At 63.7% G+C, this 23,773-nt stretch carries 23 protein-coding genes; 17 read left to right on the top strand and 6 right to left on the bottom strand.

Going from position 1 to position 23,773, the window contains the following annotated elements:
• Window positions 1–6 precede the first annotated feature (6 nt).
• From AC3WLY_RS01725 to AC3WLY_RS01715, 3 genes are all read right to left on the bottom strand, one after another.
• Window positions 7–1,155: a c-type cytochrome gene (locus AC3WLY_RS01725; RefSeq protein ID WP_492309572.1), complete on the bottom strand. Its 1,149-nt coding sequence runs from the start codon at window positions 1,153–1,155 to the stop codon at window positions 7–9.
• A 331-nt stretch (window positions 1,156–1,486) separates the two neighbouring features.
• Window positions 1,487–1,999 (bottom strand): hypothetical protein, encoded by a 513-nt coding sequence (locus AC3WLY_RS01720; RefSeq protein ID WP_175960812.1) that lies wholly within the window; start codon window positions 1,997–1,999, stop codon window positions 1,487–1,489.
• Between the two features lie 498 nt (window positions 2,000–2,497).
• Window positions 2,498–3,007, bottom strand: coding sequence for a DUF1269 domain-containing protein (locus AC3WLY_RS01715; protein WP_175960810.1), 510 nt, complete (start codon window positions 3,005–3,007; stop codon window positions 2,498–2,500).
• 195 nt (window positions 3,008–3,202) lie between these two features.
• Between AC3WLY_RS01715 and AC3WLY_RS01710 the strand changes: the two genes are divergently transcribed.
• Both AC3WLY_RS01710 and AC3WLY_RS01705 read left to right on the top strand, forming a co-directional pair.
• Window positions 3,203–3,508 (top strand): phosphate acyltransferase, encoded by a 306-nt coding sequence (locus AC3WLY_RS01710; protein WP_492309614.1) that lies wholly within the window; start codon window positions 3,203–3,205, stop codon window positions 3,506–3,508.
• Window positions 3,509–3,723: 215 nt separating this feature from the next.
• Window positions 3,724–4,692 (top strand): hypothetical protein, encoded by a 969-nt coding sequence (locus AC3WLY_RS01705; RefSeq protein ID WP_425130537.1) that lies wholly within the window; start codon window positions 3,724–3,726, stop codon window positions 4,690–4,692.
• Window positions 4,693–4,727: 35 nt separating this feature from the next.
• Here AC3WLY_RS01705 and AC3WLY_RS01700 read toward each other — a convergent pair whose 3' ends face one another.
• Both AC3WLY_RS01700 and AC3WLY_RS01695 read right to left on the bottom strand, forming a co-directional pair.
• Entirely contained in the window at window positions 4,728–6,422 is a 1,695-nt protein-coding gene (locus AC3WLY_RS01700; protein ID WP_425130443.1) for an NfrA family protein, read from the bottom strand.
• A complete protein-coding gene (locus AC3WLY_RS01695; RefSeq protein ID WP_492309571.1) occupies window positions 6,419–8,380 on the bottom strand; it encodes a glycosyl transferase family protein in 1,962 nt (653 codons plus the stop codon). Before AC3WLY_RS01695 ends, AC3WLY_RS01700 begins: the two co-directional genes overlap by 4 nt.
• Window positions 8,381–9,339: 959 nt before the next feature.
• On the opposite strand from AC3WLY_RS01695, the gene AC3WLY_RS01690 reads away from it, so the two are divergent.
• The 6 genes from AC3WLY_RS01690 to AC3WLY_RS01665 all read left to right on the top strand — a co-directional run bounded on the left by AC3WLY_RS01690 (window position 9,340) and on the right by AC3WLY_RS01665 (window position 14,713).
• Window positions 9,340–9,636, top strand: a complete 297-nt coding sequence (locus AC3WLY_RS01690) for a hypothetical protein (RefSeq protein WP_492332636.1) — start codon at window positions 9,340–9,342, stop codon at window positions 9,634–9,636.
• Between the two features lie 12 nt (window positions 9,637–9,648).
• Complete coding sequence (locus AC3WLY_RS01685) at window positions 9,649–11,292, top strand: DUF2334 domain-containing protein (protein WP_492309569.1); 1,644 nt, start codon at window positions 9,649–9,651, stop codon at window positions 11,290–11,292.
• 104 nt (window positions 11,293–11,396) lie between these two features.
• Entirely contained in the window at window positions 11,397–12,365 is a 969-nt protein-coding gene (locus AC3WLY_RS01680; protein WP_492309568.1) for an alpha-amylase family protein, read from the top strand.
• 250 nt (window positions 12,366–12,615) lie between these two features.
• A complete protein-coding gene (locus AC3WLY_RS01675) occupies window positions 12,616–13,815 on the top strand; it encodes an aminotransferase-like domain-containing protein (RefSeq protein ID WP_175960799.1) in 1,200 nt (399 codons plus the stop codon).
• Window positions 13,816–13,827: 12 nt separating this feature from the next.
• Window positions 13,828–14,019: a hypothetical protein gene (locus AC3WLY_RS01670; RefSeq protein WP_492309613.1), complete on the top strand. Its 192-nt coding sequence runs from the start codon at window positions 13,828–13,830 to the stop codon at window positions 14,017–14,019.
• Between the two features lie 97 nt (window positions 14,020–14,116).
• The gene (locus tag AC3WLY_RS01665) at window positions 14,117–14,713 is read left to right on the top strand and encodes a pyridoxamine 5'-phosphate oxidase family protein (RefSeq protein ID WP_310130921.1); all 597 of its coding nucleotides are present in this window, start codon (window positions 14,117–14,119) and stop codon (window positions 14,711–14,713) included.
• Between the two features lie 26 nt (window positions 14,714–14,739).
• Here AC3WLY_RS01665 and gcvA read toward each other — a convergent pair whose 3' ends face one another.
• Window positions 14,740–15,633 (bottom strand): transcriptional regulator GcvA, encoded by an 894-nt coding sequence (gene gcvA / locus AC3WLY_RS01660; protein WP_175960793.1) that lies wholly within the window; start codon window positions 15,631–15,633, stop codon window positions 14,740–14,742.
• Window positions 15,634–15,768: 135 nt separating this feature from the next.
• Between gcvA and AC3WLY_RS01655 the strand changes: the two genes are divergently transcribed.
• The 9 genes from AC3WLY_RS01655 (at window position 15,769) to AC3WLY_RS01615 (ending at window position 23,680) form a co-directional block, all read left to right on the top strand.
• Window positions 15,769–16,473 carry an SDR family oxidoreductase gene (locus tag AC3WLY_RS01655; RefSeq protein WP_072442285.1) on the top strand — a complete coding sequence of 235 codons (705 nt, stop codon included), beginning with the start codon at window positions 15,769–15,771 and terminating at the stop codon, window positions 16,471–16,473.
• Between the two features lie 201 nt (window positions 16,474–16,674).
• Window positions 16,675–17,952 (top strand): epoxide hydrolase family protein, encoded by a 1,278-nt coding sequence (locus AC3WLY_RS01650; protein ID WP_492309567.1) that lies wholly within the window; start codon window positions 16,675–16,677, stop codon window positions 17,950–17,952.
• A 534-nt stretch (window positions 17,953–18,486) separates the two neighbouring features.
• Window positions 18,487–19,530, top strand: a complete 1,044-nt coding sequence (locus AC3WLY_RS01645) for an alpha/beta fold hydrolase (protein ID WP_111019556.1) — start codon at window positions 18,487–18,489, stop codon at window positions 19,528–19,530.
• Window positions 19,530–20,066 (top strand): cytochrome P460 family protein, encoded by a 537-nt coding sequence (locus tag AC3WLY_RS01640; protein WP_072442281.1) that lies wholly within the window; start codon window positions 19,530–19,532, stop codon window positions 20,064–20,066. Before AC3WLY_RS01645 ends, AC3WLY_RS01640 begins: the two co-directional genes overlap by 1 nt.
• 289 nt (window positions 20,067–20,355) lie before the next feature.
• Window positions 20,356–20,682: a DUF4148 domain-containing protein gene (locus AC3WLY_RS01635; RefSeq protein ID WP_492309566.1), complete on the top strand. Its 327-nt coding sequence runs from the start codon at window positions 20,356–20,358 to the stop codon at window positions 20,680–20,682.
• Window positions 20,683–20,770: 88 nt separating this feature from the next.
• On the top strand, window positions 20,771–21,562 hold the full coding sequence (locus AC3WLY_RS01630) for an alpha/beta fold hydrolase (RefSeq protein ID WP_492309565.1): 792 nt from the start codon (window positions 20,771–20,773) through the stop codon (window positions 21,560–21,562).
• A gap of 450 nt (window positions 21,563–22,012) precedes the next feature.
• On the top strand, window positions 22,013–22,483 hold the full coding sequence (locus AC3WLY_RS01625; RefSeq protein WP_425131866.1) for a rhodanese-like domain-containing protein: 471 nt from the start codon (window positions 22,013–22,015) through the stop codon (window positions 22,481–22,483).
• Between the two features lie 28 nt (window positions 22,484–22,511).
• Complete coding sequence (gene epsC / locus AC3WLY_RS01620) at window positions 22,512–23,462, top strand: serine O-acetyltransferase EpsC (RefSeq protein WP_492309564.1); 951 nt, start codon at window positions 22,512–22,514, stop codon at window positions 23,460–23,462.
• Complete coding sequence (locus AC3WLY_RS01615) at window positions 23,459–23,680, top strand: helix-turn-helix domain-containing protein (protein WP_011356215.1); 222 nt, start codon at window positions 23,459–23,461, stop codon at window positions 23,678–23,680. The genes epsC and AC3WLY_RS01615 overlap by 4 nt, the downstream gene beginning before the upstream one ends.
• Window positions 23,681–23,773: the final 93 nt, after the last annotated feature.

The raw sequence follows: 23,773 nt of genomic DNA, 5'->3' as shown, positions 1-23,773 counted from the left end.
AATTCGCTAGGGATTCGTTGCGCTGCTGGCGGCCGGACCGCCTAGCGACTCGATGTAGGTCACCAGCGCGGTCAGTTCCTGCTCGCTCAGGTCGAAAGTCGGCATGACGGGCGAGAAGCCCTTCACGACGCGGGCCTTCGGGTCGCGGATGAAGGCGCGCAGATAGGCTTCGTCCACCTTCGCGGTGCTGCCGTCGGCCATCGTTTCGGTCTTGCCGTACAGGCCTTTCCAGGTGGGGCCCACGCGCGGACTGCCGTCCACGGTATGGCAGGCGACGCAGCCCTTGGCCGCCGCGAGCGTCTTGCCCTGGTCGGCAAGCGCCTGGGCGCTGCCGCCGGTAGCGGCTGCTGCTGCCTGCACCCTGGCCTGCTGCCGCTGCGCGAACGTGGCCTGCTGCGCGAGCCAGCGCGAGAACGATGCTTCGTCTTCCACCACCACCACGCCGCGCATGCCGGAGTGCCCGATACCGCAAAGCTGTGCGCACAGGATGTCGTAGCGCCCCGCCTTGGTCGGCGTGAACCAGAAGGTGGTCACCATGCCGGGCACCATGTTCATGCGCGCACGGAACGGCGGGACGTAGAAGTCGTGCAGCACGTCGCGCGACCGTGCCAGGACCTGGATCGGCCGGTTGAGCGGCAGGTGTACCTCGGGCGCCTCGATCAGGTAGTTGTCACGGCCGTTGGGGTCGCCGGGGTTCAGGCCGAAGGGGTTGTCGTTGCCGATGTAGCGCACGTCCGTCGTGCCCAGCTTGCCGCCGGGGCCGGCGAAGCGGAAGCGCCATTGCCATTGCTGGCCGAGCACCTCCATCTGCAGCACGTTGCGCGGCGGCCGGATGTAGTCCGCGTAGACGAAAAGCCCCGGTGCCAGCAACGCCGCCACGCCGACAGCGGTCAGGCCGATCAGCCACCATTCCAGCCGCCTGTTGTGCGGCTCGTAGGCCGCGCGATGCCCGCTGCGGTGGCGGTAGCGCATCAGTGCGATCACGATGAACAGGTTGATCGCGATGAAGAGCGCGCCGGTAATGACGATCGTGATCGTCAGCATGTCGTCCATGCGCACCCAGTTCGACGCGATCGGCGTGATCCACCAGGGACTGGCAAAGTGAAACCCCACCGCCAGTACGATGATCAGGATCAGGGCAATCGCAAGCGCCATGGGCCGCCTCGCTGCGTGTCACTCGCCGGAGCCGCCGACAAGCGCTCCTGGCGTCGTTGTGCCGCCTTGCCGTACTTCGTATTGTTGTTTTCGCCGGCACTCTGCCAGGTCCGATTCGCCAAGCGTTGCAAGCGGCGTTAAAGCAAAGGTAGTCCTCTCCTTTGCATCGTGCAAGGCAGCGCAATAGGGCAGCGCGCGCCATAGGCGTATCGCGCGAATGGAGGAGCCGCTCGCTGCGATGCAATGCAAAATGGCCGCCTCCGGCATCGGTTGTCGAGGCGGCCGTCCCGCGAGGGCGCCGGTTTTGGGCACGGCGGAAAAAAACGGCGCGTCAGTGCATCGCGTCCTGCTTGCGCCGTTCGAGCGTGCCGTAGACGACGGCGGTGACCACGCCGAACAGCAGGTTTGCCAACAAGGGCCCGGAACCCCGCTCCGAGACGAACCATGGGAACACGGCTGTCATCACATAGAAGTTCCACACATACGCGACGATCCCGAAGGCCAGCCCGATGACGGCCTCCATGCCGACGCTCGAATCGAAGCGGAACGGCGCAATGATCGCGGCGAGCATCATCCCCATGATGGCGCCGAGCACGTAGTGCAGTACCAGCGCCATCCCCACGATGCCGAAGCTGAAGACCGACATCTGTTCGAGCGCGCTGCGGCCCATCACCATTGCCGCGATCTTGTGGGTCGGTTGCCACGGGCTTTCGTCGATCACCATGGTCGACCAGAAGAATTCGAGCACGATCACCAGGGCGCCGCCCGCAAGACCGGCCACGGCAGCGGCGAGCCAGTCGGGCCTGCGCCGTTGCCAATGGTGCGATTGAATGTTCAGTTCCATATGACCTCCTTGCCGACAGTTCAGCTTCAGCACTCAGGTTCAGAAGGCGCCACTCGCGTCAAAAGTAAGTCCTTATTCGATTCAGAATGGCAGATATGGGTGCCAACGCAAGGTACAAAAACCCTGCGCGATGGATGACACGACGGCGTTCCGCTCGAAGTTCGGCATCGTCGTGTCGGCAGGCAAGCAGTTGGCGCGCGGCAGCATGCCGCCCGAGGTTGCGGTTATGCGATAGCGCGCTCGGCGATACGCATCGATGAATGCTGGCGAGGGCGCCGGCGCGTGTCGGGATAGGGAACGGGGATTGCGGCGCCGCGCGATTGCGGGCGTCTGATTGGATGCGACGCAAAGAGGCATGTGACGTCACGGAATAGCCCCTGTACCGGGGAGCACCCCGGCAATTCTCCCGCGTGGACGTATGCCGATTTCACACTGGCGTGAAGCCGGCACGCTCGATGCAGAGCCGGCCTCGGTGTTGCGTATGCCGGTTTTCGAGTTTCAGGGAAAGATCGGTGTCGTAGGCTCGCCGCCCTCCAGATCCGCCTTCGGAAAATGCTGGGCGACCATCTCCTCGATTTCCTGCTCTCGTAATGCCGGCACGTCGGCCATGATCAGAATCTGGCCGTCCCGTATGGCGTCACGAAATCGCTGGAGTCGCGCGTTCGGCTCGGCGATGCCGATCATAGCGGCCGTCCACGCCCCGAAGCCCGCTCCCGCCAACGTCAACGCGACGACGGCGCCGCCCGCAATCACGAGCTCCGCAGGGGGGAACACAAGCGCGACGAGACCGATAAGCGCGCCTGTCGCGCCGCCGAGTGCGACGCCGCGCTCGAGCGCGTGCACGACATCGCTGCTTTGCAGCAAAGATGCTTCGGGTAACTGATCGAGCGTGACACTGTGATTGGCGAGGACGTGGATATGGCGCCAGATGATGCGCGCGCGCAGCAAGTCGTCGACGATCGCCTTCGCCATCTGCGTATCGGGTACGAGGAAATAAAGGCGTCTCATGTTGGCACTCCTTTTTTTTGCCATCAGCTCATCTTCAACCGAGCATTTTTTCATTCTATGTCAGCATCGGCCGCGCGGTAGGTGCGAGCGTTGCGCCGCATACCCCAACTCATTACCTGCCGCAGCGAGTGCGTTTCACGACCAGGCGACCCTGGGTCGACCCTACGGTGATCGTTGCTTCCATACCCGCCGTAAATCGCGGGTCCGACGTCGCTGCTCAAGAGCGCTGCCAACCTGCCGGTCGGTCCAAACGTGGACGCCAGCCACATCGCGTACAGCCGGCTCAAGACCGAAACGGGTAGTAACGCGGCGGTGGGACCGTTCCTGCCGAGCGTCAGCGCATCCGTAAACACCCTCACTTCGAGTTCGCCGGTGCTGCGGATGGTGACTATGGCGGCGTTGACGGTGATTGAAACCAACCGCATACGTTTGCGTGATCGAGCGTCGGAAGCAGGGCGGCGACGGGTTCGCAAGGCATCCATAGCCGAATCCCGCTGGTGACGGGTTTCACTATTTGGCCGCCTTGTGAACCAATGTTGCTGGGTGTTCGTTTAGGGATGCTGGACATTTCTCCCGAAGGCATCGCGTCGCAACTTCTCCTGCGCGAGGCATCGCCCTGCGATGTTCCGGAGCCATTTCTGTCGATATCATCCGATAATTGGCTTTTATTTTCGTCTAAAATCGCGCTTCTTCTTACTTTAGGACGGAAGGACGTTTTGAAAAGACTGACGAAAAACATCTCGCGCACGGCCGTTGCCGCGTGCATTGCTTATGCTGGGCTCTTGCCTTTTTCCCAGTCCGCCCAAGCTCAGGTCGAACCCCTGAAGAATCCGGTCTACGGCGTCACGCTCGACGACCTGACGAAACTCGATGCGATCATCGCGTCGCTGCAGAACCTGCCGTACCGGCCGACCGTGCGCGTCGTGTTCGATCCGGGTACGCCGGCCTCGGACTACTACGCACCGCTGCTGCGCCTGCATTCGGTCGCGTATGTGATGGGCGAGATCTACGATTCTTACTATTTCCCGACGACGCTCTCCACGTATCAAGCGAGAACGCAGGAATTGGTGTCGCAACTGAAGAACACCGTCGACGTGTGGGAGATCGCCAACGAAATCAACGGCGAATGGCTGCGCAACGACCCGAGCGGTACGAACTCGGTGGTCAATTCGCAAGAACAGCAGATCGGCCAGATGGTCGCCGCGGCCAACACGATCGTCAAATCGAACGGCGGCAAGACTGCGATCACGCTGTACTACAACGACGACAGCAAGGGTACCAACTGCTGGGAGAAACCCCAGGATTACTGGAAGACCTGGCCGACGACGTTCCTGTCCTCGACGGTTCGCCAGCAGGCCGACTATGCGCTGTTCAGCTATTACCCGTACCAGGATTGCCCGGGGCTGAGCCCGTCGTGGAAGAACGATTTCGCGGCGCTGGAAAGCATTTTCCCGAACGCGAAGGTCGGCTTCGGCGAAATCGGTACGTCGGATATCTCCGCGCCGGCGTCGGTGCAGCAGAACCTGATCAAAACCTATTACCCGATGGTCAACACCATGAACGACCCGCGTTTCATCGGTGGTTTCTTCTGGTGGAACTACGTCGAACAAATGCTCCCGTACTCGACGAGCTCCTACTTCCAGCTGCTGCGTCAAACGATCATCACGCTCAAGTCTCCCAGCTGATCGCGCCATCCGCGCGTAAGCGTCAGCGTCGCAGGTTAAAACCACAATGTTGCGCGTACCACGAGACCACGTGCGCGTACCGCTGACGTCAACGGGAACCTGTATTGCACCGTGACATCCAGATAGCTCGCCGGCGCGCTATACCTGCCTTCGCGAAACCAGTACCGGAACTGGATGCCGGGCCCCGCACCGATCGCCGTCTTGTCCGGCTGGCGGTTGTCGTGATCGCCGGCCACCGCGGCATGCGGATAGACGGTCAGCCGATCGCTGAGCGCCGTCAAACGCCAGGTGTGCCCGTAACGCAACTCCGAATAGATGATGTATCGGCCTGCCTTGATGAAGTACGCACCTTCGACATAGGCCTGCCAGCTACGCCAGCTCGGTTCGGTGACCCGCAGGTCGGTCCCCGCCTCCGACGAATAGCCCAGGCGCATCAGCCAGTCCGTCATCGACAGGCTGCCGACGTGGAAAAGCCGCTCGGCGGTCATCACCACGTTCTGGTCGGGTATCGGCTTGTAGCGAACCCCCACCGAACCCTGCACGGTCGGCATGCCGGTCACGTTGCCGCTTCCGTCGTATGCCGTGCCGTATCCGCGCACGAAGAACTGGAGAATGCGTCCGTTCTGGTAGCCGATCTTCGGTGGCTGCCAGTACGCTTCGATACCCGGCTGCAACACGCTGATGGTGCCTTGCGGGCCGAACGCGGCCGACTGGTAGGGCGCGCTCAGCACGAAGCCCCAGGTGCGCTGAAGTTGCTCGACTTCTCGCCGATAGCCGAACTTGTGCTGCGCATCGAACTTGTGTTCGTTTTCATCGGCGTCGAGACTGTGCTCGAACAGCTCGACGGACTGCTCGTTCAAGCCGATACGCTTGGCGGCATAACCTGCGTCCGCGTAGTTCATCGCGTTGCCGGCTCCGCCGTCGAAACCCTCCTGGAATGCGTCGAGCGCCTCGCGATCCTTGTGTTCGCGCAGCAGGTCATAGGCCTGCTGCAACTTCTGTGTCGCGGTATCGTCCACCGGTATCTGCGGCGCCTGCTCGGGTTGCTGGGCCTGCGTCACGATCGACGCGGCCATTTTCCGCTCGGCGTCCGTCGTCGCGTCGCGGGCGGCAAGATCCGCCACGCGGATCGCGCTTTCGCGATCGCCCGACATCAAGCTCAACTGCGCGATACGCAACTGAACCGCGGCCGATTTTTCATCTGCCAGCGGCGCCAGTGCAATGCCGGCGTCATGCGGACGATGCGCCGCGAGCGCACTGTCCGACCATGCGAGACGCAGGTTGCGCTGCTGCTCCTTGCTCCATTTACCTGTCGCGACGGCGGCCGAGAAATCGCTGCACGCCACGTCGTAGCGCTGTTGCCGCTGCGCCAGGTAGCCATGCTCGGCCCGTACCGCGGCGCTTTTCGGAAACCGAACGCTTAACGATTCCATCATGGCGTCCGCTTCGTCGATTTTTCCTTCACGTTTGAATACATCGAGGAGCAGCAACCCGAGCTGTTCGCTTCCGGGCTGAATCTTGAGGGCGCGCTGTGCATACTCTTCCGCGCGGGGCAGGTCGCCGGCACTGATTGCCTTGTATGCGCCATCGGCGAGCCGATAAGCCTTGGGAGCGAGCGGCTGCGTGGCGTGTGCGGGGGCCTGCCAGGCCAACGATACGGCGATCGCCAATGCACTCAATCGCGCGCAGCGCTTGAGGCCAGCAGCGATCGGGAGTCTGGAGCGTTTCATGCCTGTTCTCCCGACGGCTTTTGCATTGGAGCAACCTGCCACGCTGCATCGTCGCCGTCGCGTGCTCGCGCGAGTTCGACGAGGCGCGAGTGTCGGGCGAGTTCGGCTGCAATCTCCGTATCGCAGGCAATGAAATACGCTATGTTCGCTTTGGCGCCGCGCCTCACGATATCCTGTTCGTCTTGCGTGAGCGGCCGCCCGACCGCCACGTTCAACGTTCCGTCGTCTGCGGTTGAAAACGGGATAGCCCGATACGTGTACTGCAGTTCGAATGCCAGCGAATCCGCGAAGTGGCCGACCGCCACATTGCCCAGGCTGACCCGCGGGAGTTCCGCTTGTTCCGCGATCGCATCCGCCAGCGATTCGGTGGAGATCGCACTACCTTCGATCAACAGTTCGCCCAGCCGCTTGCCGCATGTCAGCTGTTTCTCCAGGCTTGCCTGCAATTGCTCCAGTGAGACCACGCCCCAACCGACCAGGATTTCGCCAATCTTGCGGCGTACTTTCCCGAGCTGTTCGTTCGACAGGTAGGTATGACTGGTCTTGTCCCAGGCGATCGGCTTGCCGCTTGCGAGGTGGCCGAGATAGATGCGCCACGCCCGGCAAACCGCGTAGAAATTGATCAGGTTGTTGACGAACATCCTCGGAATCGAGAGTAGCCCCTGGACCGGGCCGTTCAGCTTGCTGACAAAGTAGTAGCGCTGCGCGGCACGGGCAAACAGCATGACGGTGTTCACCCAGAGCAGCGGGGCTATCCATTCGCTCGCCGTGACGAGGGGGGCGCTGACGGGGACGGCATGACCGAATTTCTGAAGGGCGGCAAGCGCTACGAAATTGATCAGTACACCGTAAGCAATCACTGAAAAAAGTGAGGTAACGATACCCTTGCGGTCGTGGAAGAACATGTAGCGGGTGAGGAAATCGCCCTTCCAGCCGAGTTGCTCCCACCCCTGAAAGGCGATGCCGAGGATCCAGCGCGCACGCTGCCGATATGCGGTGCGAAATGTCTTTGGAAAATATTCGCGGGTGGCCAGCAGGTTTCGATTGGCGGCACTGCCCTTTGCGCGCTTGGCCCCTGCATCCTGCGGGATATCCGAAAGCGGAAAGCGGGCAAAGGTTTCCTTCATACCCAGGTCTCTCAACCGAAAGCTGAAGTCGTAGTCCTCGGTCAGCGAACTGGTGTTGAACGGACAGCCGCCGCTCTCCTTCATCGCCGCTTCGATGGCGCGCCTGCTGTAGCAGGACGCAACACCCGCGCCGGGGACGACGCCGGTCAGACGGGCTCGCGCCGGTACGTCCTTCTGGTGCGTTTCGCTGAAGTCGTCCATATAGCATCCGGCCACGAACTCGTTCCATTTCCGCGGCAATGACAGAACGGGGAGCTGGACCAGGTCGCTATCCGCAATTGCATGGCTGAGGTATTTGAGTTCGATCGGATGAATCACATCTTCGCAGTCGTGCATCACGACGCCCGCGAATTGAATATGATGCGTATCTTCGTAGCGCAGGATCGCTTCGATGATCCAGTTCAGGCAGTCTGCCTTGCAGGTCGGCCCATCGTTCATGACCGTTGCGCGCGTCACCCTGCCCGGATAACGGCGGACCATCCGATCGACCTCCGCCGTGGTTTCGGCGTCGTTGTGATAGGTTCCGACGAAGATCACATATCGCTCGTATTCCATGGTCGCCAATGTGTTTTCGATCATTTTGGCGATCACGTCATACTCTTTCCATGCCGGCACCATGAGCGCCAGATACCGCTCTTCCTCGGCGCGCAGCATGCCGATATCGATAGTCTGTGTTTTTTCGTGACGCAGAAACCGCCCGATTTCGAATGACCAATAGCAGGCGTCGAGCGTAAGGTCATCCAGTGTGCTTACCAGGATGACGATCGCGGTAAAAATGGCGATGATGTTAAGTGCATATAAATATGCAATCCATATTGTGTTACCCATCATTTCCCCGCGATTTTATCTTGTATGCAATTTTTCTCCCTTGCACCAACGAAGGACGAATATCTGCCCGTCCTCGTCGACCCCGTCACTCCCACTTCGCGGCTTGCGCCACAAAAAATCCCGTCGCTCGAAAAAGACTCTGTCAGCCTGGAACTTTCTCGATGCGATCACGTAATATCCTTGAAGATGAAACGTGTTAAGTGGGTGACTTTTCAAAGTTGGTATTTGCCTCGCTTACTTCCGTCTCCCGTCGGAATGGATCCTGCACCATTAATGCTTGCATCCGCTCTCGATCCAGCTCCCCGCAGCGCTTCCTGCGCACCGTCGTTTCAGTCGTTTCAATACGCAGTTCGTAAAGCAAGTCGCGCGCCATTGCCGCGCCGCCCTTGACCGTCCGGGCGTCTGCGGGGCGTCGCACAAGATCGACCCACCGAATTCGAGCCAAACGTTTCAGTGCTGAAACGCATGATCGATTGATCTGACGAAACGTGATTTGCGGACCCGTTGTCGCGCCCCGGCTGCCTCCGTCGGGAAATCGTCACGCGATTCCGGCGATCACCGGCCTCTCCGGTCGCCAAGACGTGTTCGAGTCATACGAGTCGATTTCCGCGTCACCATGCGCAAAGCATTGATGGAACTGGTTTTTCCCTGAATCGTCGGAACAGGCTTCACTTGTTTGTCAGATGACAGCCTCGAAAGCGGATACGTTGCACGCCTGAAACGTTTTTTCTAAACAATTTTGGATTGCCATGGCGTGCCGATTTCGGCGCCTTGATCCCGTGCCCATTTGCGACCGATGGTACGTTTCTAGCTTGAAAGAAAAACAATCGCGTCCTGTATTTTTGTCTGGCATCAAGTGCGCATGAAAAAATAACGACATAACACCCTGATTATTAATGGCGCCAGCCGTGCTCGTTTCGTTAATTGGATGAATTTATTTTGCATATCAAAGGATGAAAATCATGATTTCTCATCGCAATCGATATTTTCGGAGCGGATTGAGCACCGTTGGATCACTCGTCACATTAATCTCCGCGCTCGCCTTCGCCGCCGCTGTTCAGGATACGAATGCACAGGAGAAGGGCAATTCGTCTGCCGCAAAGATCAAGCCGCCTCCGTTACCCAACGGTTCCGCCCAGGTCAAGGTGAAGCCGGGTATGTCCGACGAGGAATGGGAGAAGGCATACAAGGAGACGGGGCGCCCCAAGTTCAACTTGAAGTCCGTCAAGAAAGCCGGTGGCAACGTGCAACGCGACTAGGGAGAAACGGCCATGAAAAAGATCTTGCTTGTCATAGCCCTGCTTGCCGGACTCGCGCAAATGACGTTGCCGGGCACGGCGCACGCGCAGGTCACCACGGCACGTACGCTCGTGCTATACGATAACCCGGCCAACGACCCGTATTCGAAGCTTGGCCTGATGTACAGCATCATGTTGAGGAACCTGCTTGGCCATTTCAACGCGACGGTCGATCTGGTTCCGATACAGAACTACACGGCCGGAATGGTCACGAACCATGACGTCACGTTCTACATCGGCGATTACTACAACAACCCGATTCCGACGGCGTTCATGAGCGACGTGATGACCGCCACGAAGACCGTGGTCTGGTTCAAATACAACTTGTGGCAGCTTGCATGGAACACGGCCTATACCTTCAACCAGACCTTCGGGTTCAGCTTTCTCGGCATTGCCGGGTTGAACGCGACACCATCGTCGAGCAATCCGAATCCCGGCTTCTACGACACGGTCACGTACAAGAATCTGCCGATGGTCAAGTACTACGCGTATAACGCGTCAACCGGCGCCATCAGTGCGGACCCGGATGTCGGGCTGACCCAGATCGTCGATGCCACCAAGGCGCAGGCACTCGTCACCATCAAGAACAGCAAGACCGGCGCGACCACGCCATACGTCATGCGCTCGGGCAAGTTCTGGTATTTCGCGGATATGCCGTTTTCCTACATCGGCCCGACGGATCGGTATCTGGTGATATGCGACATCCTGCACGACATCCTGCAGACCAATGCACCGGTGAATCACCGTGCTCTCGTACGTCTGGAGGACCTTGACGCATATACAACGGTGAGTTCGATGAAAAGGCTCACGGACTACCTGTACTTGAAGAGGATTCCGTTCACGATGGCCACCATCCCCGTGTATACGGATCCGAACGGCTATTACACCGGCGGCGTCCCGGAGACGATACATCTTGCTCAGGCAACGGGCCTCAGGAGTTCGCTGAACTACGCGGTCGCGCGCGGCGGTTCGATCGTGGTGCACGGCCTTACGCACCAGTACAATTCGACGCCGAATCTTCTCACCGCGGTCAGCGGCAGCGACTATGAGTTCTGGTATGCGGTCCAGAACCGTCCCGTCGATGAGGACTCCGTTCAATGGGCGGAAGGCAGGATGGCCGAGGGCATACTCGAGTTCACGGCCAACGGCTACAAGATCGTCGGCTGGGCCGCGCCGCAGTACCAGGTGTCGCCGTTGGCAGCGGCGGCCACCGCCCTCACGTTCCCGACGACGTTCCAGCGGGCCGTTTACTACACCGCGACCAAGCCGCAAATCGGAACGGGGGCGCCCAACCAGGACTTTTCGGCCGGGCAGTTCTTCCCGTACATCATCAACGCCGATTACTATGGGGTACGGATCATCCCGGAGAACCTGGGCAGTGTTCAATACAACATCTGCAATATCGACCCGTTCTCGTGTATCTCGTATCCATGGCAGCAACTCGTGACCAATGCTCAATATGGTTTGGCGGTGCGGGACGGTTTCGCGTCCTTCTTCTTCCATCCGTACTGGCTTGAACCCGATCTCGGATTACCGGCCTACCAGGACTTCCAGAGTCTGATCACCGGCATTACGAATCTCGGCTACAAGTGGGTAGACGGCACGACTGCCAAGTGACGCGAGTGTGGTGGTAACCTCGTGCGACCCGCATCGGAAATGGGGGTCCCACGTTTGCGTTTGATCGGCTACGATGACGCGCGACAATGCTAGGGGAGCCAGCGATGACCACATCCGCCATCCCGGCCGTGCGCAAAATTCAACAGCGTATGGGCCAGTTTCGACCGGCAGGGCGGCCGCGTCGGCTCTCCAGCGCGCCGCGTTCGCACCGGGCGGCGACGCTCGCGGCAATCGGCGCATCGCTCGTCGTGGCCGCTTGCAGCTGGACGGCGCACGACGTTCACGCCGACGGAATCGTCTGGCAGGTGGACAACACGACGACGAATCCCGTCGGAAACTGGCAGATGCTCGGCGTACACGATCTGTTGATCCAATGGGTCGTCGTGGACGATACCGCGTTCGTTGCCAATACCCGCATCCATACCGCGGCGCGCCTTCCCGACTGGGAACGCATCGGTCGTGCGCCGTGGGCCAGAAACGTGATCCTGGGCCTGGCCGGCTACCAGGACGAAAAACGCGCACGCACCCACCTGTCGACGCTCGCGGACCAGTCCGCGGAGGTGGCGCGCGTGCATCTGCCGCTGCATGTCACCGGCTACTACTTCCCGGTCGAAATCGATCCGACCTGGCAGGAGGCGCCCAAGCTTGCCGAGATCCTGCAGCGGCTGCCTCGTCCGCTTTGGGTGAGCGTCTACGACCAGACCAACATCGGCGGAAAAGCACTGGCGGACTGGCTCGCAACGTGGCTGCCCGCGGACGTCGGGGTCTTCTTCCAGGACGGCTGCGGCGTCTATGCCCGCGAGCCGCAGGTCGCGCGCACCTACGTCGACGAGCTGGCTTCACGCCTGGGCAAACGGCGCGTGCGGGTCATCGCCGAGGCCTTCCGGCCGGCCGAGCGTGGCGGATTCCGTTCAGCCAGCGCCGAGGAATTGAGCAAGCAGCTCGTGGTTTATCGCGGCTATCCGGTCTATCTGTTCGATGGTCCCCACTATGTGTCGGACGACCTCATGCGCGAACTCACCAACCGGGCGGCCAAGCCGCCCGCGGGCGAGCCCGCCGGGACGGGGCGCTGAGTCTGCTTCACCCCGGCAAACAGGGGCAGGCAAGGGCTGCGCGTGACGAAACAATCGGCCGGACTGGATCGCCGCGACAACCCCATTTGATGACCAAACCGCAAGACCTAGTGCATAGATATCGTTTGCCGCGGCCTTAATGACTATCGACAATCGTGGCTCGAATTCGCCGCCGTGGCGCCAGAAGCGCCCCCGGTGGCAGGCGCCTGGCGGCTATCCCGGCCGTCCGCGCCATCCTGCTCACGACGACATGTACGCGTTCACGCCCTCATTCCAGAATCCCGCCGGCTCGCCGATCCGCGAGTTGTTCAAGTACCTGTCCGAACCGGGCATGATTTCGTTCGCGGGCGGTTATCCGGCCAGCGACCTGTTCGACGTCGACGGCCTGAACACGGCCGCCGAACGCGCATACGCGCAGCCCGTCCGCTGCCTGCAATACGGCCCGACCGACGGCCTCGCCGAACTGAAGCAGCAACTGATCGCCTTGATGGGGCGTCGCGGCGTCGCGTGCACGCCGGCCGAACTGCTCGTCACGACCGGCTCGCAGCAGGGCCTCGACCTGCTGCTGCGCGTGATGGTGTCGCCGGGCGACGTCGTGCTGACCGAACAGCCGGCTTACCCGGCGACGCTGCAGGCGCTGCGTCTGCAGCAGGCGCGCATCGTCACGATTCCGGTCGACGGCGACGGCCTCGACGTCGATCGTCTCGCAGCACAACTCGCGTCCGGCGCGATCGTACAGCCGAAGCTGCTCTATACCGTCCCGACCTTCGCGAACCCGACGGGCGCGACGCTCACGCGCGAACGCCGGCTGAAGCTGCTGCGTCTTGCGGCGCAATACCGTTTCCTGATCGTCGAGGACGATCCGTACGGCGACCTGCGCTTCGCGGGCGAAGCCGTGCCGTCGATGCTCGCGCTCGCCGATGAAGTGGACGGCGCACGCGACTGGATCGTGCATTTCGCGAGCCTGTCGAAGATCGTCGCACCGGGGCTGCGCGTGGGCTGGACGATCGCGCCGGCCGAAATCGCGCGGCGCTGCGTGATCGCGAAGCAGACGGTCGATCTGTGCAGCTCGCCATGGACGCAGGCGGCCGCCGCCGAATATCTGGCCGACGGCGCGCTCGAACGCCATCTGCCGCGCATCACGGCCGCGTACCAGCGCAAATGCGACGCGATGTGCGACGCGCTGCGCGACGGTTTCGGCGATGCGATCGAATTCCATCGCCCCGAAGGGGGAATGTTCGTGTGGGCGCGGATCGGCGCGGTGTCGTCGGACGTGCTGCTGCAACAGGCGATCGCAAACAGGATCGTGTTCGTACCCGGCAACGCGTTCTTCGCGGACAACGTCGACGCGGCATCGCTGCGCCTGTCGTTCGCCGCGCCGGACGTCGACGCGATCCGGGAAGGCGTCGCGCGCCTCGTGCGCGCGTATGGTGCGGCGCTGGCCGCGTGAGGAGACATGAACGTGACTATCGCCGTCAACGACACCGCATCGATCGGCTTGGCACCACGCGCCGGCGATGACCGCCCGGTTGCGCATCGCTCGTCGCAGATCAGCGCGGGGCCGCAGTATGTGGCCGACGTGCTCGGCCGGTTCGGCGCGGAGCCGGCGACCGATGCCGGCGATGCGGCGCCGGTCGTGCTCGGCTACAACTGAGCGGCACCAAGGCGGCGGCCGCATCGCACGCGAGCCGTGGCCGGGGCAAACGGTTAAGCTTGCGCGATCGAAACACGTCCGATCGCCGCCGCCCGTCATGTCCGACTCGACTTCCGAATCGCTCGCGCAAACGTACGACCGCCTGTGGTCCTGCCTCGAATCCGGCGTCGGCGTGCAGCGCTCGCCGTTCACGATGCTGCAGGCGGCAACGCTGGGCCTCGATGGCGCGCCGAAGGTGCGTACGATCGTGCTGCGCCAGGTGAGCCGCGCCGATCGCGTGCTGTCGTTTCATACCGATGCGCGTTCGCAGAAGGTTGCGGAGCTGCGCCGCGATCCGCGTATCGCGATTGTCGCGAGCGATCTCGATGCGCTCGTGCAGATTCGCGCGGAAGGCGTTGCGTCGATCTGCGACGACGAAGCGCAGCGGCGCGCGATCTGGCAATCGAGCCGTCCGCATACGCTGCTGCTGTATCGCGCACCGTTGCCGCCCGGCACGCCGGTCGAGTCGCCTGAAGCAGCGCATGTCTCGGCGAGGCAAGACACCGCGCCTTCCGGCGACGGCTACGAAAACTTTTGCGTGATCCACATGACGGTAACGCGGATCGATTGGCTCGAACTCGCGCGCGCGGGCCATCGCCGAGCGGTATTCGATCTGCAAGAAAGCGGCTACGAAGGCCGCTGGATCGCCCCCTGATCCGGACGAAGGCCGCTCGAGGCCGCTCAAGGCCGCTCGTCCGCCACCGCCTGCCTGATCATCCAGTCGCGCATCATCACGATCGCATCGTCGTCGCGGCGCTCGGCCGGATACACGAGATAGAACCCCACCGACAGCGGAAACGCGAAATCGAACGGCTTGCACAGCCGGCCTGCTGCGATATCGCGTTCGACCAAAGGATCGGTCGCGAGCGCGATGCCCTGGCCGGCGACAGCCGCATCGATCGCGAGCGACGTCTGGTTGAAGCGCAGCCCCTTGTGCGGATCGATATCGACCGGCTCGGGCATCGCTTCAATGAACTCCGGCCACAGGTCGTGCGCGTCGTGCAGCAGCACGTGGCCGGCGAGTGCGCGCGGCGACGCGGGTGCGGCCAGCAGCGCGGGGCTGCATACGGCGCACACATCGAGCGGGAACAGCGCATGCGCGGCGAGATGCTTGCCGAACGGCGGCTTGCCGTAGCGGATCGCGAGATCGACGCCGTCGTGGCGGAACGTCGCGAGCTGCTGGTCGGCGATCACGCGCACGTCGTAGTCGGGATGCGCGTCGGTGAACTGCGCGAGCCGCGGGATCAGCCACTTCGACGCGAACGACGGCGTCGTGCTGATCGTCAGCGCCGCGCGCCGCTTCACGAGCTTGTCGGTTGCATCGGCGATCGCGTGCAGCGCGCGCTGCACGTCGGAGAAATACGCGGCGCCGTCGTGCGTCAGCGCGAGGCCGCGCGGCAGGCGCTCGAACAGCTTCAGGCCGAGCACGTCCTCGAGGTGGCGCACCTGTTGCGCGACGGCGCCTTGCGTGACGCCGATCTCGTCGGCCGCGGCGCGGAAATTGAGGTGCCGCGCGGACACTTCGAACGCGCGAAGCGCATTCAGCGGCGGCAGGCGGGAAGAGCGGGGCAGCATTGTCAGGATGTAGAAAAACTATCGTCTGGAGGCAGAAATACTGGTTCGACAGTCGTCTGCGATGCGCCTACATTACCACCATGGCGCGCCGAATGGCGGCTGCGCGGCGGCAGGATTCAAGCGAGGGAGCAGATCGTGACTGTAGAAAAAGTGGCGTTGATCACGGCGGCGGGCAAGGGCATGGGCGCGGCGATCGCGCGCGAACTGGCAGCCACGGGCTACCGCGTCGCGCTGATGTCGCCGTCGGGCAGCGCGGTGGCGCTCGGCGAGGAACTGGGCGGGTTCGGCATCCAGGGCTCGGTGACGGAAGAAGCCGATATCGACCGGCTCGTGCAGGAGGCGGTCGCGCGCTACGGCCGGATCGACGCGGTCGTGAACAACACCGGGCATCCGCCGAAGGGCGAGCTGCTGGCGATCACCGACGACAACTGGCACGCAGGGCTCGACCTGATCCTGCTGAACGTCGTGCGCGTGATGCGCCGCGTGACGCCGATCTTCCAGAAACAGGGCGGCGGCGCGGTGGTCAACATCTCGAGCTTCGCGGCGGACGCGCCCGAGCAGCCGATGCCGGTGTCGTCGGCGCTGCGCGCGGCGCTGAGCGCATGGACGCGTCTTTACGCGGAACGCTATGCGGCCGAGAACATCCGGATGAACGCGGTGCTGCCGGGCTTCATCGACAGCTGGCCGGAAACGCCCGAGATCGTCGCGCGCATTCCGGCCGGCCGCTTCGGCAAGACCGGCGAGATCGCGAAGACGGTCGCGTTCCTGCTGTCGGACGGCGCGGGCTATATCACCGGGCAGAACATTCGCGTCGACGGCGCGATCGTCAACGCGCTCTGAGCATCGTACCGGCGAGCGGCGCGCGTGCCGCTCGCTCGCCGCGCAGCGGCTACAAACGCGTACAAATCAGACAAATCCCGGATACATCAGACCTTTCAAATGGGCGACGCCGCGTGACCAGGGCGCGCCGGATTGAAAGCCAGGGCGCGAGCGAGCGCGCGGCATGTTCACTTTCCACTTCACGAAAGGAGATGCCGAACGATGTCTTCCACACCGTTTTCCCCGATGCGTCGCCACCTGCTGGCCACTTCCGTGGCCGCCGGGGTATCGGCGATGCTACCCACCGCGCTGTATGCCGCGACCGGCGGCAGCGGCATACGCCCGTTCACCGCGCACATTCCCGATGAAGCCGTGGCCGACCTGCGCCGCCGCATTGCGGCGACGCGCTGGCCGGGCCGCGAGACCGTCGCCGACGAATCGCAGGGCGTGCGGCTCGCGCGCATGCAGGCGCTGCTGCGCTACTGGGGCACCGACTACGACTGGCGCAAGGGCGAGGCGCGCCTGAACGGTTTCCCGATGTTCATCACGGAAATCGACGGGCTCGACATTCATTTCATCCACGTGCGCTCGCGGCACGCGAACGCGATGCCGATGATCATGACGCACGGCTGGCCCGGTTCGATCTTCGAGCTGCTGAAGGCGATCGGCCCGCTGACCGACCCGACCGCGCACGGCGCGAGCGCGGACGACGCGTTTCACGTCGTCGTGCCGTCGTTGCCGGGCTTCGGTTTTTCGGGCCGGCCGACGCAGACGGGATGGGGTTCCGACCACATCGCGCGCGCGTGGGGCGAGCTGATGGCGCGGCTCGGCTATACGCGCTTCGTGTCGCAGGGCGGCGACTGCGGCTCGGTGATCTCGCACCGGATGGCGATGCAGCGCGTACAGGGCCTGGCCGGGATTCACGTGAACATGCCGGCGACGGTACCGCCGGACATCGCTGCGCTGCTCGCGACCGATTCGCCCGCGCCGGCTTCGCTGTCGCCGAAGGAGAAGGCCGCGTACGAGAAGCTCGCGACGTTCTATCGCGACAACTGCGGCTACTCGGCGATGATGGTCACGCGTCCGCAGACGGTCGGTTATGCGCTCGCCGATTCGCCGTCCGGTCAGGCCGCGTGGATGTACGACAAGATCTCGCAGTGGACGTACAGCGGCGGCGTGCCCGAACGCTCGATCCCGCGCGACGAGATTCTCGACGACATTTCGTTGTACTGGCTGACGAACACCGCGACGTCGGCCGCGCAGATCTACTGGGAGGATCACTCGAACAACTTCAACGCGGTGGATATCTCGCTGCCGGCGGCGATCACGGTGTTTCCGGGCGAGATCTACCAGGCGCCGCGCAGCTGGGCCGAGCGCAGTTATCACAACCTGATCTACTTCAACGAAGTCGACAAGGGTGGGCATTTCGCGGCATGGGAGGAGCCGGAACTGTTTGCTCGCGAAGTGCGTGCCGGGTTCCGGCCGTTGCGTCGCGGGTAAGGGTGGTTTGAGCGGCGAACGCGGGCTGGCCGATGGCGGCCCGCGTTCGCTTCTACGCAACCGCGCTCAGCGGCTGCGCGAACCGTTTGTCCGCCGGATGCGCGACATTGAATGGCAATACGCGGACGGACGACAGGCCAGTGCGCCGAGACGGTCGAGCGCCGCGAGCACCCACATGCATTTCAGCCTTGTCCGGCTGACGATCACGACGGATTGAGCGTTCATGGGCTACCCGTCGCGGTGCTCAGCCCGCCCGCGATCGCCAGGCTGTTCCGACGCACGGGCGCACGGGGGGCGCGTGTGTCGCGGGGCCGGCCGCAAGCATCGTTTCCCGAGCTATTTTTGAATCGCTGTGTGTCGTGTTCGCACACAGATACGTTGGGATACAAAGCATCCGGATGGTTCGGATATAAAACCGGTGAAGCGTTTCACACGGCGGCGCAGCGCGATGCGCAGCCGCTGCGAACGGTGATACCCGCATGCCCGCACGTGCCGCGGGCCCCTTCCTTGACGATCGACAATGGAGAACGAATCATGCCTGATACCGTGAACACCCGCCGCCGCCTGATCCTGGGTACGACGCTGGCGAGCCTGAGCCTCGCCGACCTCGGGTTCGGCAACCTGGCGCGCGCGCAGTCGGCGCCCGATGCATCGACTGCGAAGCGCGCGGCCGGCGTTGCGTCGCTGGGCACGATCCACCAGATCGACGCGGGCGTGCTCAATGTCGGGTATGCGGACCTTGGGCCGAAGAAGGGCCCGGTCGTGTTCCTGCTGCACGGCTGGCCGTACGACATCTACAGCTACGCGGAAGTCGCGCCGCTGCTGGTCGCGGCCGGCTATCGCGTGATCGTGCCGTACCTGCGCGGCTACGGGTCGACGACGTTCCGCTCGGCCGACACGGTGCGCAACGGCCAGCAGGCGGTGACGGCCGTCGACATCGTCGCGCTGATGGATGCGCTGAAAATCGACCGCGCGGTGTTCGGCGGCTACGACTGGGGCGCGCGCACGGCCGACATCATCGCGGCGCTGTGGCCGCAGCGCGTGAAGGCGCTGGTGTCGGTGAGCGGCTACCTGATCGGCAGCCAGGAGGCGAACCGCAAGCCGCTGCCGCCGCAGGCCGAATTCCAGTGGTGGTATCAGTTCTACTTCACGACCGAGCGCGGCGAGCTCGGCTACGCGGCGAACCGCGACGCGTTCAACAAGCTGATCTGGCAGCTCGCGTCGCCGAAGTGGCAGTTCTCCGACGAAACCTATGCGCGCTCGGCCGCATCGTTCCAGAACCCCGATCACGTGGCCGTCGTGATCCACAACTATCGCTGGCGTCTCGGGCTCGCGAAGGGCGAAGCGCAATACGACGACATCGAGCGGCGTCTCGCCGCCGGGCCCGCGATTACCGTGCCGACGATCACGATGGAAGGCGACGCGAACGGCGCGCCGCATCCGGACCCGGCCGCGTACGCGAAGAAATTCACGGGCAAGTACCAGCACCGGACGATCAACGGCGGCATCGGCCACAACCTGCCGCAGGAAGCGCCGCAGGCGTTTGCCGACGCGATCCTGCAAGTGGAGCATCTGTGATACGGGCTCGCAGTGGCATCCGGCGTCGCGGCATGGGCCGCGCGCTCGTCGCGGGCGCGTTGCTGGCCGGCTCGCTGTCGGCGAGCGGTCCGGCCGCGTTCGCGGAACAGCCGAAACCGGCCGCGTCGCCGATCTACGGCGTGACGATCCCGCCCGGCTACCGGAAGTGGGAAATGGTCGCGCCGGCCGAAGAGGCCGCGCCGCTCGACGAGCTGCGCGTGGTGCTCGGCAACCCCGTCGCGATCCGCGCGCTCGAACAGGCGACGCTGCCGTTTCCGGACGGCACGATCCTGGTGAAGCTCGCATACAAGCGCAAGCAGTCCGACGAGTTCGCGCCGGCGACGGTGCCGGGCCAGGCGACGACCGTGCAGGTGATGGTGAAGGACTCGCGTCGTTATGCGTCGACGGGCGGCTGGGGTTTCGGGCGCTTCATCAACGGTGTGCCGGCCGATATCGGCCAGCACCAGACGTGTTTCGCGTGTCACCAGGCGCTTGTGAAGAATCACGACTACGTGTTCACGCGGCTCGCGCCGTGACGTGACGCGAAGCGACGGGTTTGACGGAAAGGCGTGCCGTGCGAGGCACGCCTTTTTTTGTGGCGCGTGTGTAGTGCGTGTGTGTCGGGGATCACTTCGGCAGGCGGGTTTGTATCGCACTGTATCTGCGGCCGTTCCGGAAAAAATGGCATGCACAAAGCACCGGTTTCGGAAACATGCCGGATACGTGGGCGGGTTCTACTGTCGACATGCAGGAAACGTTCGATGCCTGACGTTCGCATCGGATGCCAAGTGATCGACACCCCAACTTCCGTCTAGGAGAACACTCATGAAAGCCGCCCGAATCCTCGCTGTTGCTGTCCTCGCTGCCGTCCCCGCTTTGTCGTTCGCCGATACCGGCCACGGCCTGTCGCGTGCCGACGTGCGCGCCGAACTCGTCCGGCTCGAGCAGGCCGGCTACAACCCGGCCCGTAGCGAACCGCATTACCCGGACGATGTTGCCGCCGCGCTGCAGGTCGTGCGTTCCGACCAGAACGGCCCGTCGAAGTCGCAGGGCGACAACGTGGCCGATGCGTCGACGCCCGCCAGCCATCGCGACGCGGCACCGGCGCGCTCCGCGCGGAACGCCGACGACGACCTGTACGCGCATTCGTGATCCGTTGCCGCGCCTGCCGCATGCAGGCGCGGCCGCTACCGCAGCACTTCACTTCATGTAACAACACAACAGAGAAAGGAGCATGACGATGGCCGGTTCGATGAAACGGGTTCTGGTATCCGCGGCGGTGATCGGCGGACTGTTCGGTGCGGTCGCGGCGCAGGCCGCGCCGAAGGACGACCTGAAGGGCACGAATGTCGTGCTCGTGCACGGCGCGTTCGCCGACGGTTCGAGCTGGAACCGCGTGATTCCGCTGCTCGAGGCACGCGGGCTGCACGTGGTGTCGGTGCAGAATCCGCTGAGCTCGCTTGCCGACGATGCGGCCGCAACGAAGCGCACGATCGACGAGCAGAAGGGGCCGGTCGTGCTGGTCGGCCATTCGTGGGCCGGCGTCGTGATCAGCGATGCGGGCAACGACGACAAGGTGAAGTCGCTCGTCTACGTCGCGGCATTCGCGCCCGACAACGGCCAGTCGATCGCCGACGTCACGCAGGGGCTGCCTGCACCGGCATGGGCTGGTGAATTGCGCAAGGACGCGGGCGGCTTCACGCGGCTGTCGGACAAGGCGATCGCGCAGGATTTCGCGCCGGACCTGCCGCCCGCGCAGCAGCGCATCGTTGCGGCGACCCAGGGGCCGTGGTATGGCGGCTGCATTTCGGAGAAGGTCGCGCAGGCTGCGTGGCATGCGAAGCCGTCGACGTTCGTCGTCGCGACGCAGGACCGGATGATCGATCCGAAGCTGCAAGAGGCGATGGCGAAGCGGATCGGCGCGACGGTCACGCGCGTGAACGGCAGCCATGTCGCGATGCTGAGCCAGCCGAAGGCGGTGGCCGACGCGATCATCGCGGCCGCGGAACGTGCAAAGCACGACGCACAGTAAGCGGATGAGGCGCCACTGCGCGGCGGCGGCGCATCTCGACGCATGTGCGAGCGCGCCTTGCGTCGAGACGGTTCGACGCCGCGGATTCATCGTCGATATCGTTGCAGGAACAACGTTATAGCTATCCGCATCATTCGTTCGGGTCCCGTTCGGCGGCCCGACTCGCCGGACCTTTCCGCCCAGGAAGCGACGCACCCACGCATCAGGCGGCACGCATACCGCCCGGCGCCTTTCGTCGGCATTACCTCTCGCCAGGCAGCAATTCGCCCGATCACGCGCGTCTGCTATTGCATTTCGCGCGCCGCTGATTAGGAAATGAATTTTTATTGGTTCTGCTTGCCCGGCCGCACTCGCATAGTGGCGCTGACGGCTATAGACAGCACGCAAGCTGCAACGGCCGCATTCCCGGTGTTTTTTGATCATACGAATCTGCGAAAACAAGGAAGTGTCATGACGGTTGCATTGGAACAACGAACCGCTGCACAGCAGGCGCTCGAAGACGCACGTGCGGCGGCCGCGGCGGCCGGCACGCCCTACGCGGGCGGCGTCGCGCCGCAGGCCGCGTGGGCGCTGTTCTCGGCCGGCGACGCGTTGCTGGTGGACGTGCGCACCGCCGAGGAACGGAAATTCGTCGGCCACGTGCCGGAGTCGCTGCATGTGCCGTGGGCGACCGGCACGAGCCTGACGCGCAACCCGCGCTTCGTGCGCGAACTGGAAGCGAAGACCGGCAAGGACGCGGTGGTGCTGCTCCTGTGCCGCAGCGGCAACCGGTCCGCGCAGGCGGCCGAGGCCGCGACGAAGGGCGGCTTCACGCAGGTATTCAACGTGCTCGAAGGGTTCGAAGGCGACCTCGACGAAGGGCGGCATCGCGGCGGCAGCAACGGCTGGCGTTTTCGCGGCCTGCCGTGGGCGCAGGACTGATTCACGGCCGACAAGGGGAGAAGTCAGCATGGCCGCATTCGACATCGACGATATCGTTCAATCGCTGCAGACCGTCCGCCGCGCGTGGCGCGAGAAGCAGCGTCGCTCGCTCGAGCCGGGCGGGCGCGACCTGCCGGCACGCGAGGCGCTCGCGCAGATCGTCGGCGCGCTGAAGGGCGTGCTGTTCCCGATGCGGCTCGGGCCGCCCGACCTGCGCCAGGAGAGCGAGAACTTTCATGTGGCCCATGCACTCGACGCGGCATTGAACGCGCTGCTCGCGCAGGTGACGCTCGAGTTGCGCTACGCGGCGCGCCAGCGCAATGCCGACGAGCCGATCGATAACGTCGAAGGAGTCGCTTCGACGGCCGTGCAGGCGTTCGCCGCGCGGCTGCCGGAGATTCGCCGGCTGCTCGACAGCGACGTGCTCGCTGCTTTTCACGGCGATCCGGCGGCCGGCAGCGTCGACGAAGTGCTGCTGTGCTACCCGGGCATCCTCGCGATGATTCACCACCGGCTCGCGCACGAGCTGTACGGGCTCGGCCTGCCGCTGCTCGCACGGATCATCGCCGAGCAGGCGCATGCGGAAACGGGCATCGACATTCATCCGGGCGCGCGCATCGGCGCGGGTTTCTTCATCGACCACGGCACGGGTGTCGTGATCGGCGAGACGGCAATCATCGGCGAGCGCGTACGGGTGTACCAGGCCGTCACGCTCGGCGCGAAGCGCTTTCCGCGCGATGCGGCCGGCCATCTGGAGAAAGGGCTTGCACGCCATCCGATCGTGGAGGACGACGTGGTGATCTATGCGGGCGCGACGATCCTCGGCCGCGTGACGATCGGGCGCGGCGCGGTGATCGGCGGCAACGTGTGGCTCACGCAGGACGTGCCGGCAGGCGCGAACGTCACGCAGGCCGTGCTGCGCAGCGAAGCGAACGCCGCGCCGCGCGCGGCGGCGCGTGTCGCCTGGGAGGCGCGATGAGCGACCTCATCCATCACTTCGGCGCCAACGTGCGCAAGCTGCGCGAAGCGCGCACGTGGTCGCAGGAGCAGCTTGCCGAGCACGCGGGGCTGAACCGCTCGTATGTCGGCGAGATCGAGCGCGGCGAGGCGATCGCGTCGATCGTCACGGCCGACAAGATCGCGCGCGCGTTCGACGTGTCGATCTCGACGCTGCTGCCGGGCGCGTACGTCACCTGAGGCCGCCCCGTTTCGTTTCCCTTTCGGTTGCACGACATGACGGCTATAGCATGTTGAGCCGGCAGGGGCGTGCTTCCGATAATCCCCTCGCGT

The sequence above is a fragment of the Burkholderia sp. FW306-1C-G01B genome, from assembly GCF_058781685.1.
The sequence above is the reverse complement of the archived record's forward strand: the minus strand, read 5'-3'. Positions and strand labels throughout refer to the sequence as shown.

What these genes read in the sequence shown, in the direction of transcription:
- AC3WLY_RS01625 (WP_425131866.1), top strand. Translation starts at nt 22,013, where the DNA reads ATGACGGTTGCATTGGAACAACGAACCGCTGCACAGCAGGCGCTCGAA.
- AC3WLY_RS01615 (WP_011356215.1), top strand. Translation starts at nt 23,459, where the DNA reads ATGAGCGACCTCATCCATCACTTCGGCGCCAACGTGCGCAAGCTGCGC.
- epsC (WP_492309564.1), top strand. Translation starts at nt 22,512, where the DNA reads ATGGCCGCATTCGACATCGACGATATCGTTCAATCGCTGCAGACCGTC.
- gcvA (WP_175960793.1), bottom strand. Translation starts at nt 15,633, where the DNA reads ATGCTGCCCCGCTCTTCCCGCCTGCCGCCGCTGAATGCGCTTCGCGCG.
- AC3WLY_RS01665 (WP_310130921.1), top strand. Translation starts at nt 14,117, where the DNA reads ATGTCCGACTCGACTTCCGAATCGCTCGCGCAAACGTACGACCGCCTG.
- AC3WLY_RS01685 (WP_492309569.1), top strand. Translation starts at nt 9,649, where the DNA reads ATGAAAAAGATCTTGCTTGTCATAGCCCTGCTTGCCGGACTCGCGCAA.
- AC3WLY_RS01680 (WP_492309568.1), top strand. Translation starts at nt 11,397, where the DNA reads ATGACCACATCCGCCATCCCGGCCGTGCGCAAAATTCAACAGCGTATG.
- AC3WLY_RS01635 (WP_492309566.1), top strand. Translation starts at nt 20,356, where the DNA reads ATGAAAGCCGCCCGAATCCTCGCTGTTGCTGTCCTCGCTGCCGTCCCC.
- AC3WLY_RS01715 (WP_175960810.1), bottom strand. Translation starts at nt 3,007, where the DNA reads ATGAGACGCCTTTATTTCCTCGTACCCGATACGCAGATGGCGAAGGCG.
- AC3WLY_RS01725 (WP_492309572.1), bottom strand. Translation starts at nt 1,155, where the DNA reads ATGGCGCTTGCGATTGCCCTGATCCTGATCATCGTACTGGCGGTGGGG.
- AC3WLY_RS01700 (WP_425130443.1), bottom strand. Translation starts at nt 6,422, where the DNA reads ATGAAACGCTCCAGACTCCCGATCGCTGCTGGCCTCAAGCGCTGCGCG.
- AC3WLY_RS01650 (WP_492309567.1), top strand. Translation starts at nt 16,675, where the DNA reads ATGTCTTCCACACCGTTTTCCCCGATGCGTCGCCACCTGCTGGCCACT.
- AC3WLY_RS01690 (WP_492332636.1), top strand. Translation starts at nt 9,340, where the DNA reads ATGATTTCTCATCGCAATCGATATTTTCGGAGCGGATTGAGCACCGTT.
- AC3WLY_RS01645 (WP_111019556.1), top strand. Translation starts at nt 18,487, where the DNA reads ATGCCTGATACCGTGAACACCCGCCGCCGCCTGATCCTGGGTACGACG.
- AC3WLY_RS01695 (WP_492309571.1), bottom strand. Translation starts at nt 8,380, where the DNA reads ATGATGGGTAACACAATATGGATTGCATATTTATATGCACTTAACATC.
- AC3WLY_RS01630 (WP_492309565.1), top strand. Translation starts at nt 20,771, where the DNA reads ATGGCCGGTTCGATGAAACGGGTTCTGGTATCCGCGGCGGTGATCGGC.
- AC3WLY_RS01675 (WP_175960799.1), top strand. Translation starts at nt 12,616, where the DNA reads ATGTACGCGTTCACGCCCTCATTCCAGAATCCCGCCGGCTCGCCGATC.
- AC3WLY_RS01720 (WP_175960812.1), bottom strand. Translation starts at nt 1,999, where the DNA reads ATGGAACTGAACATTCAATCGCACCATTGGCAACGGCGCAGGCCCGAC.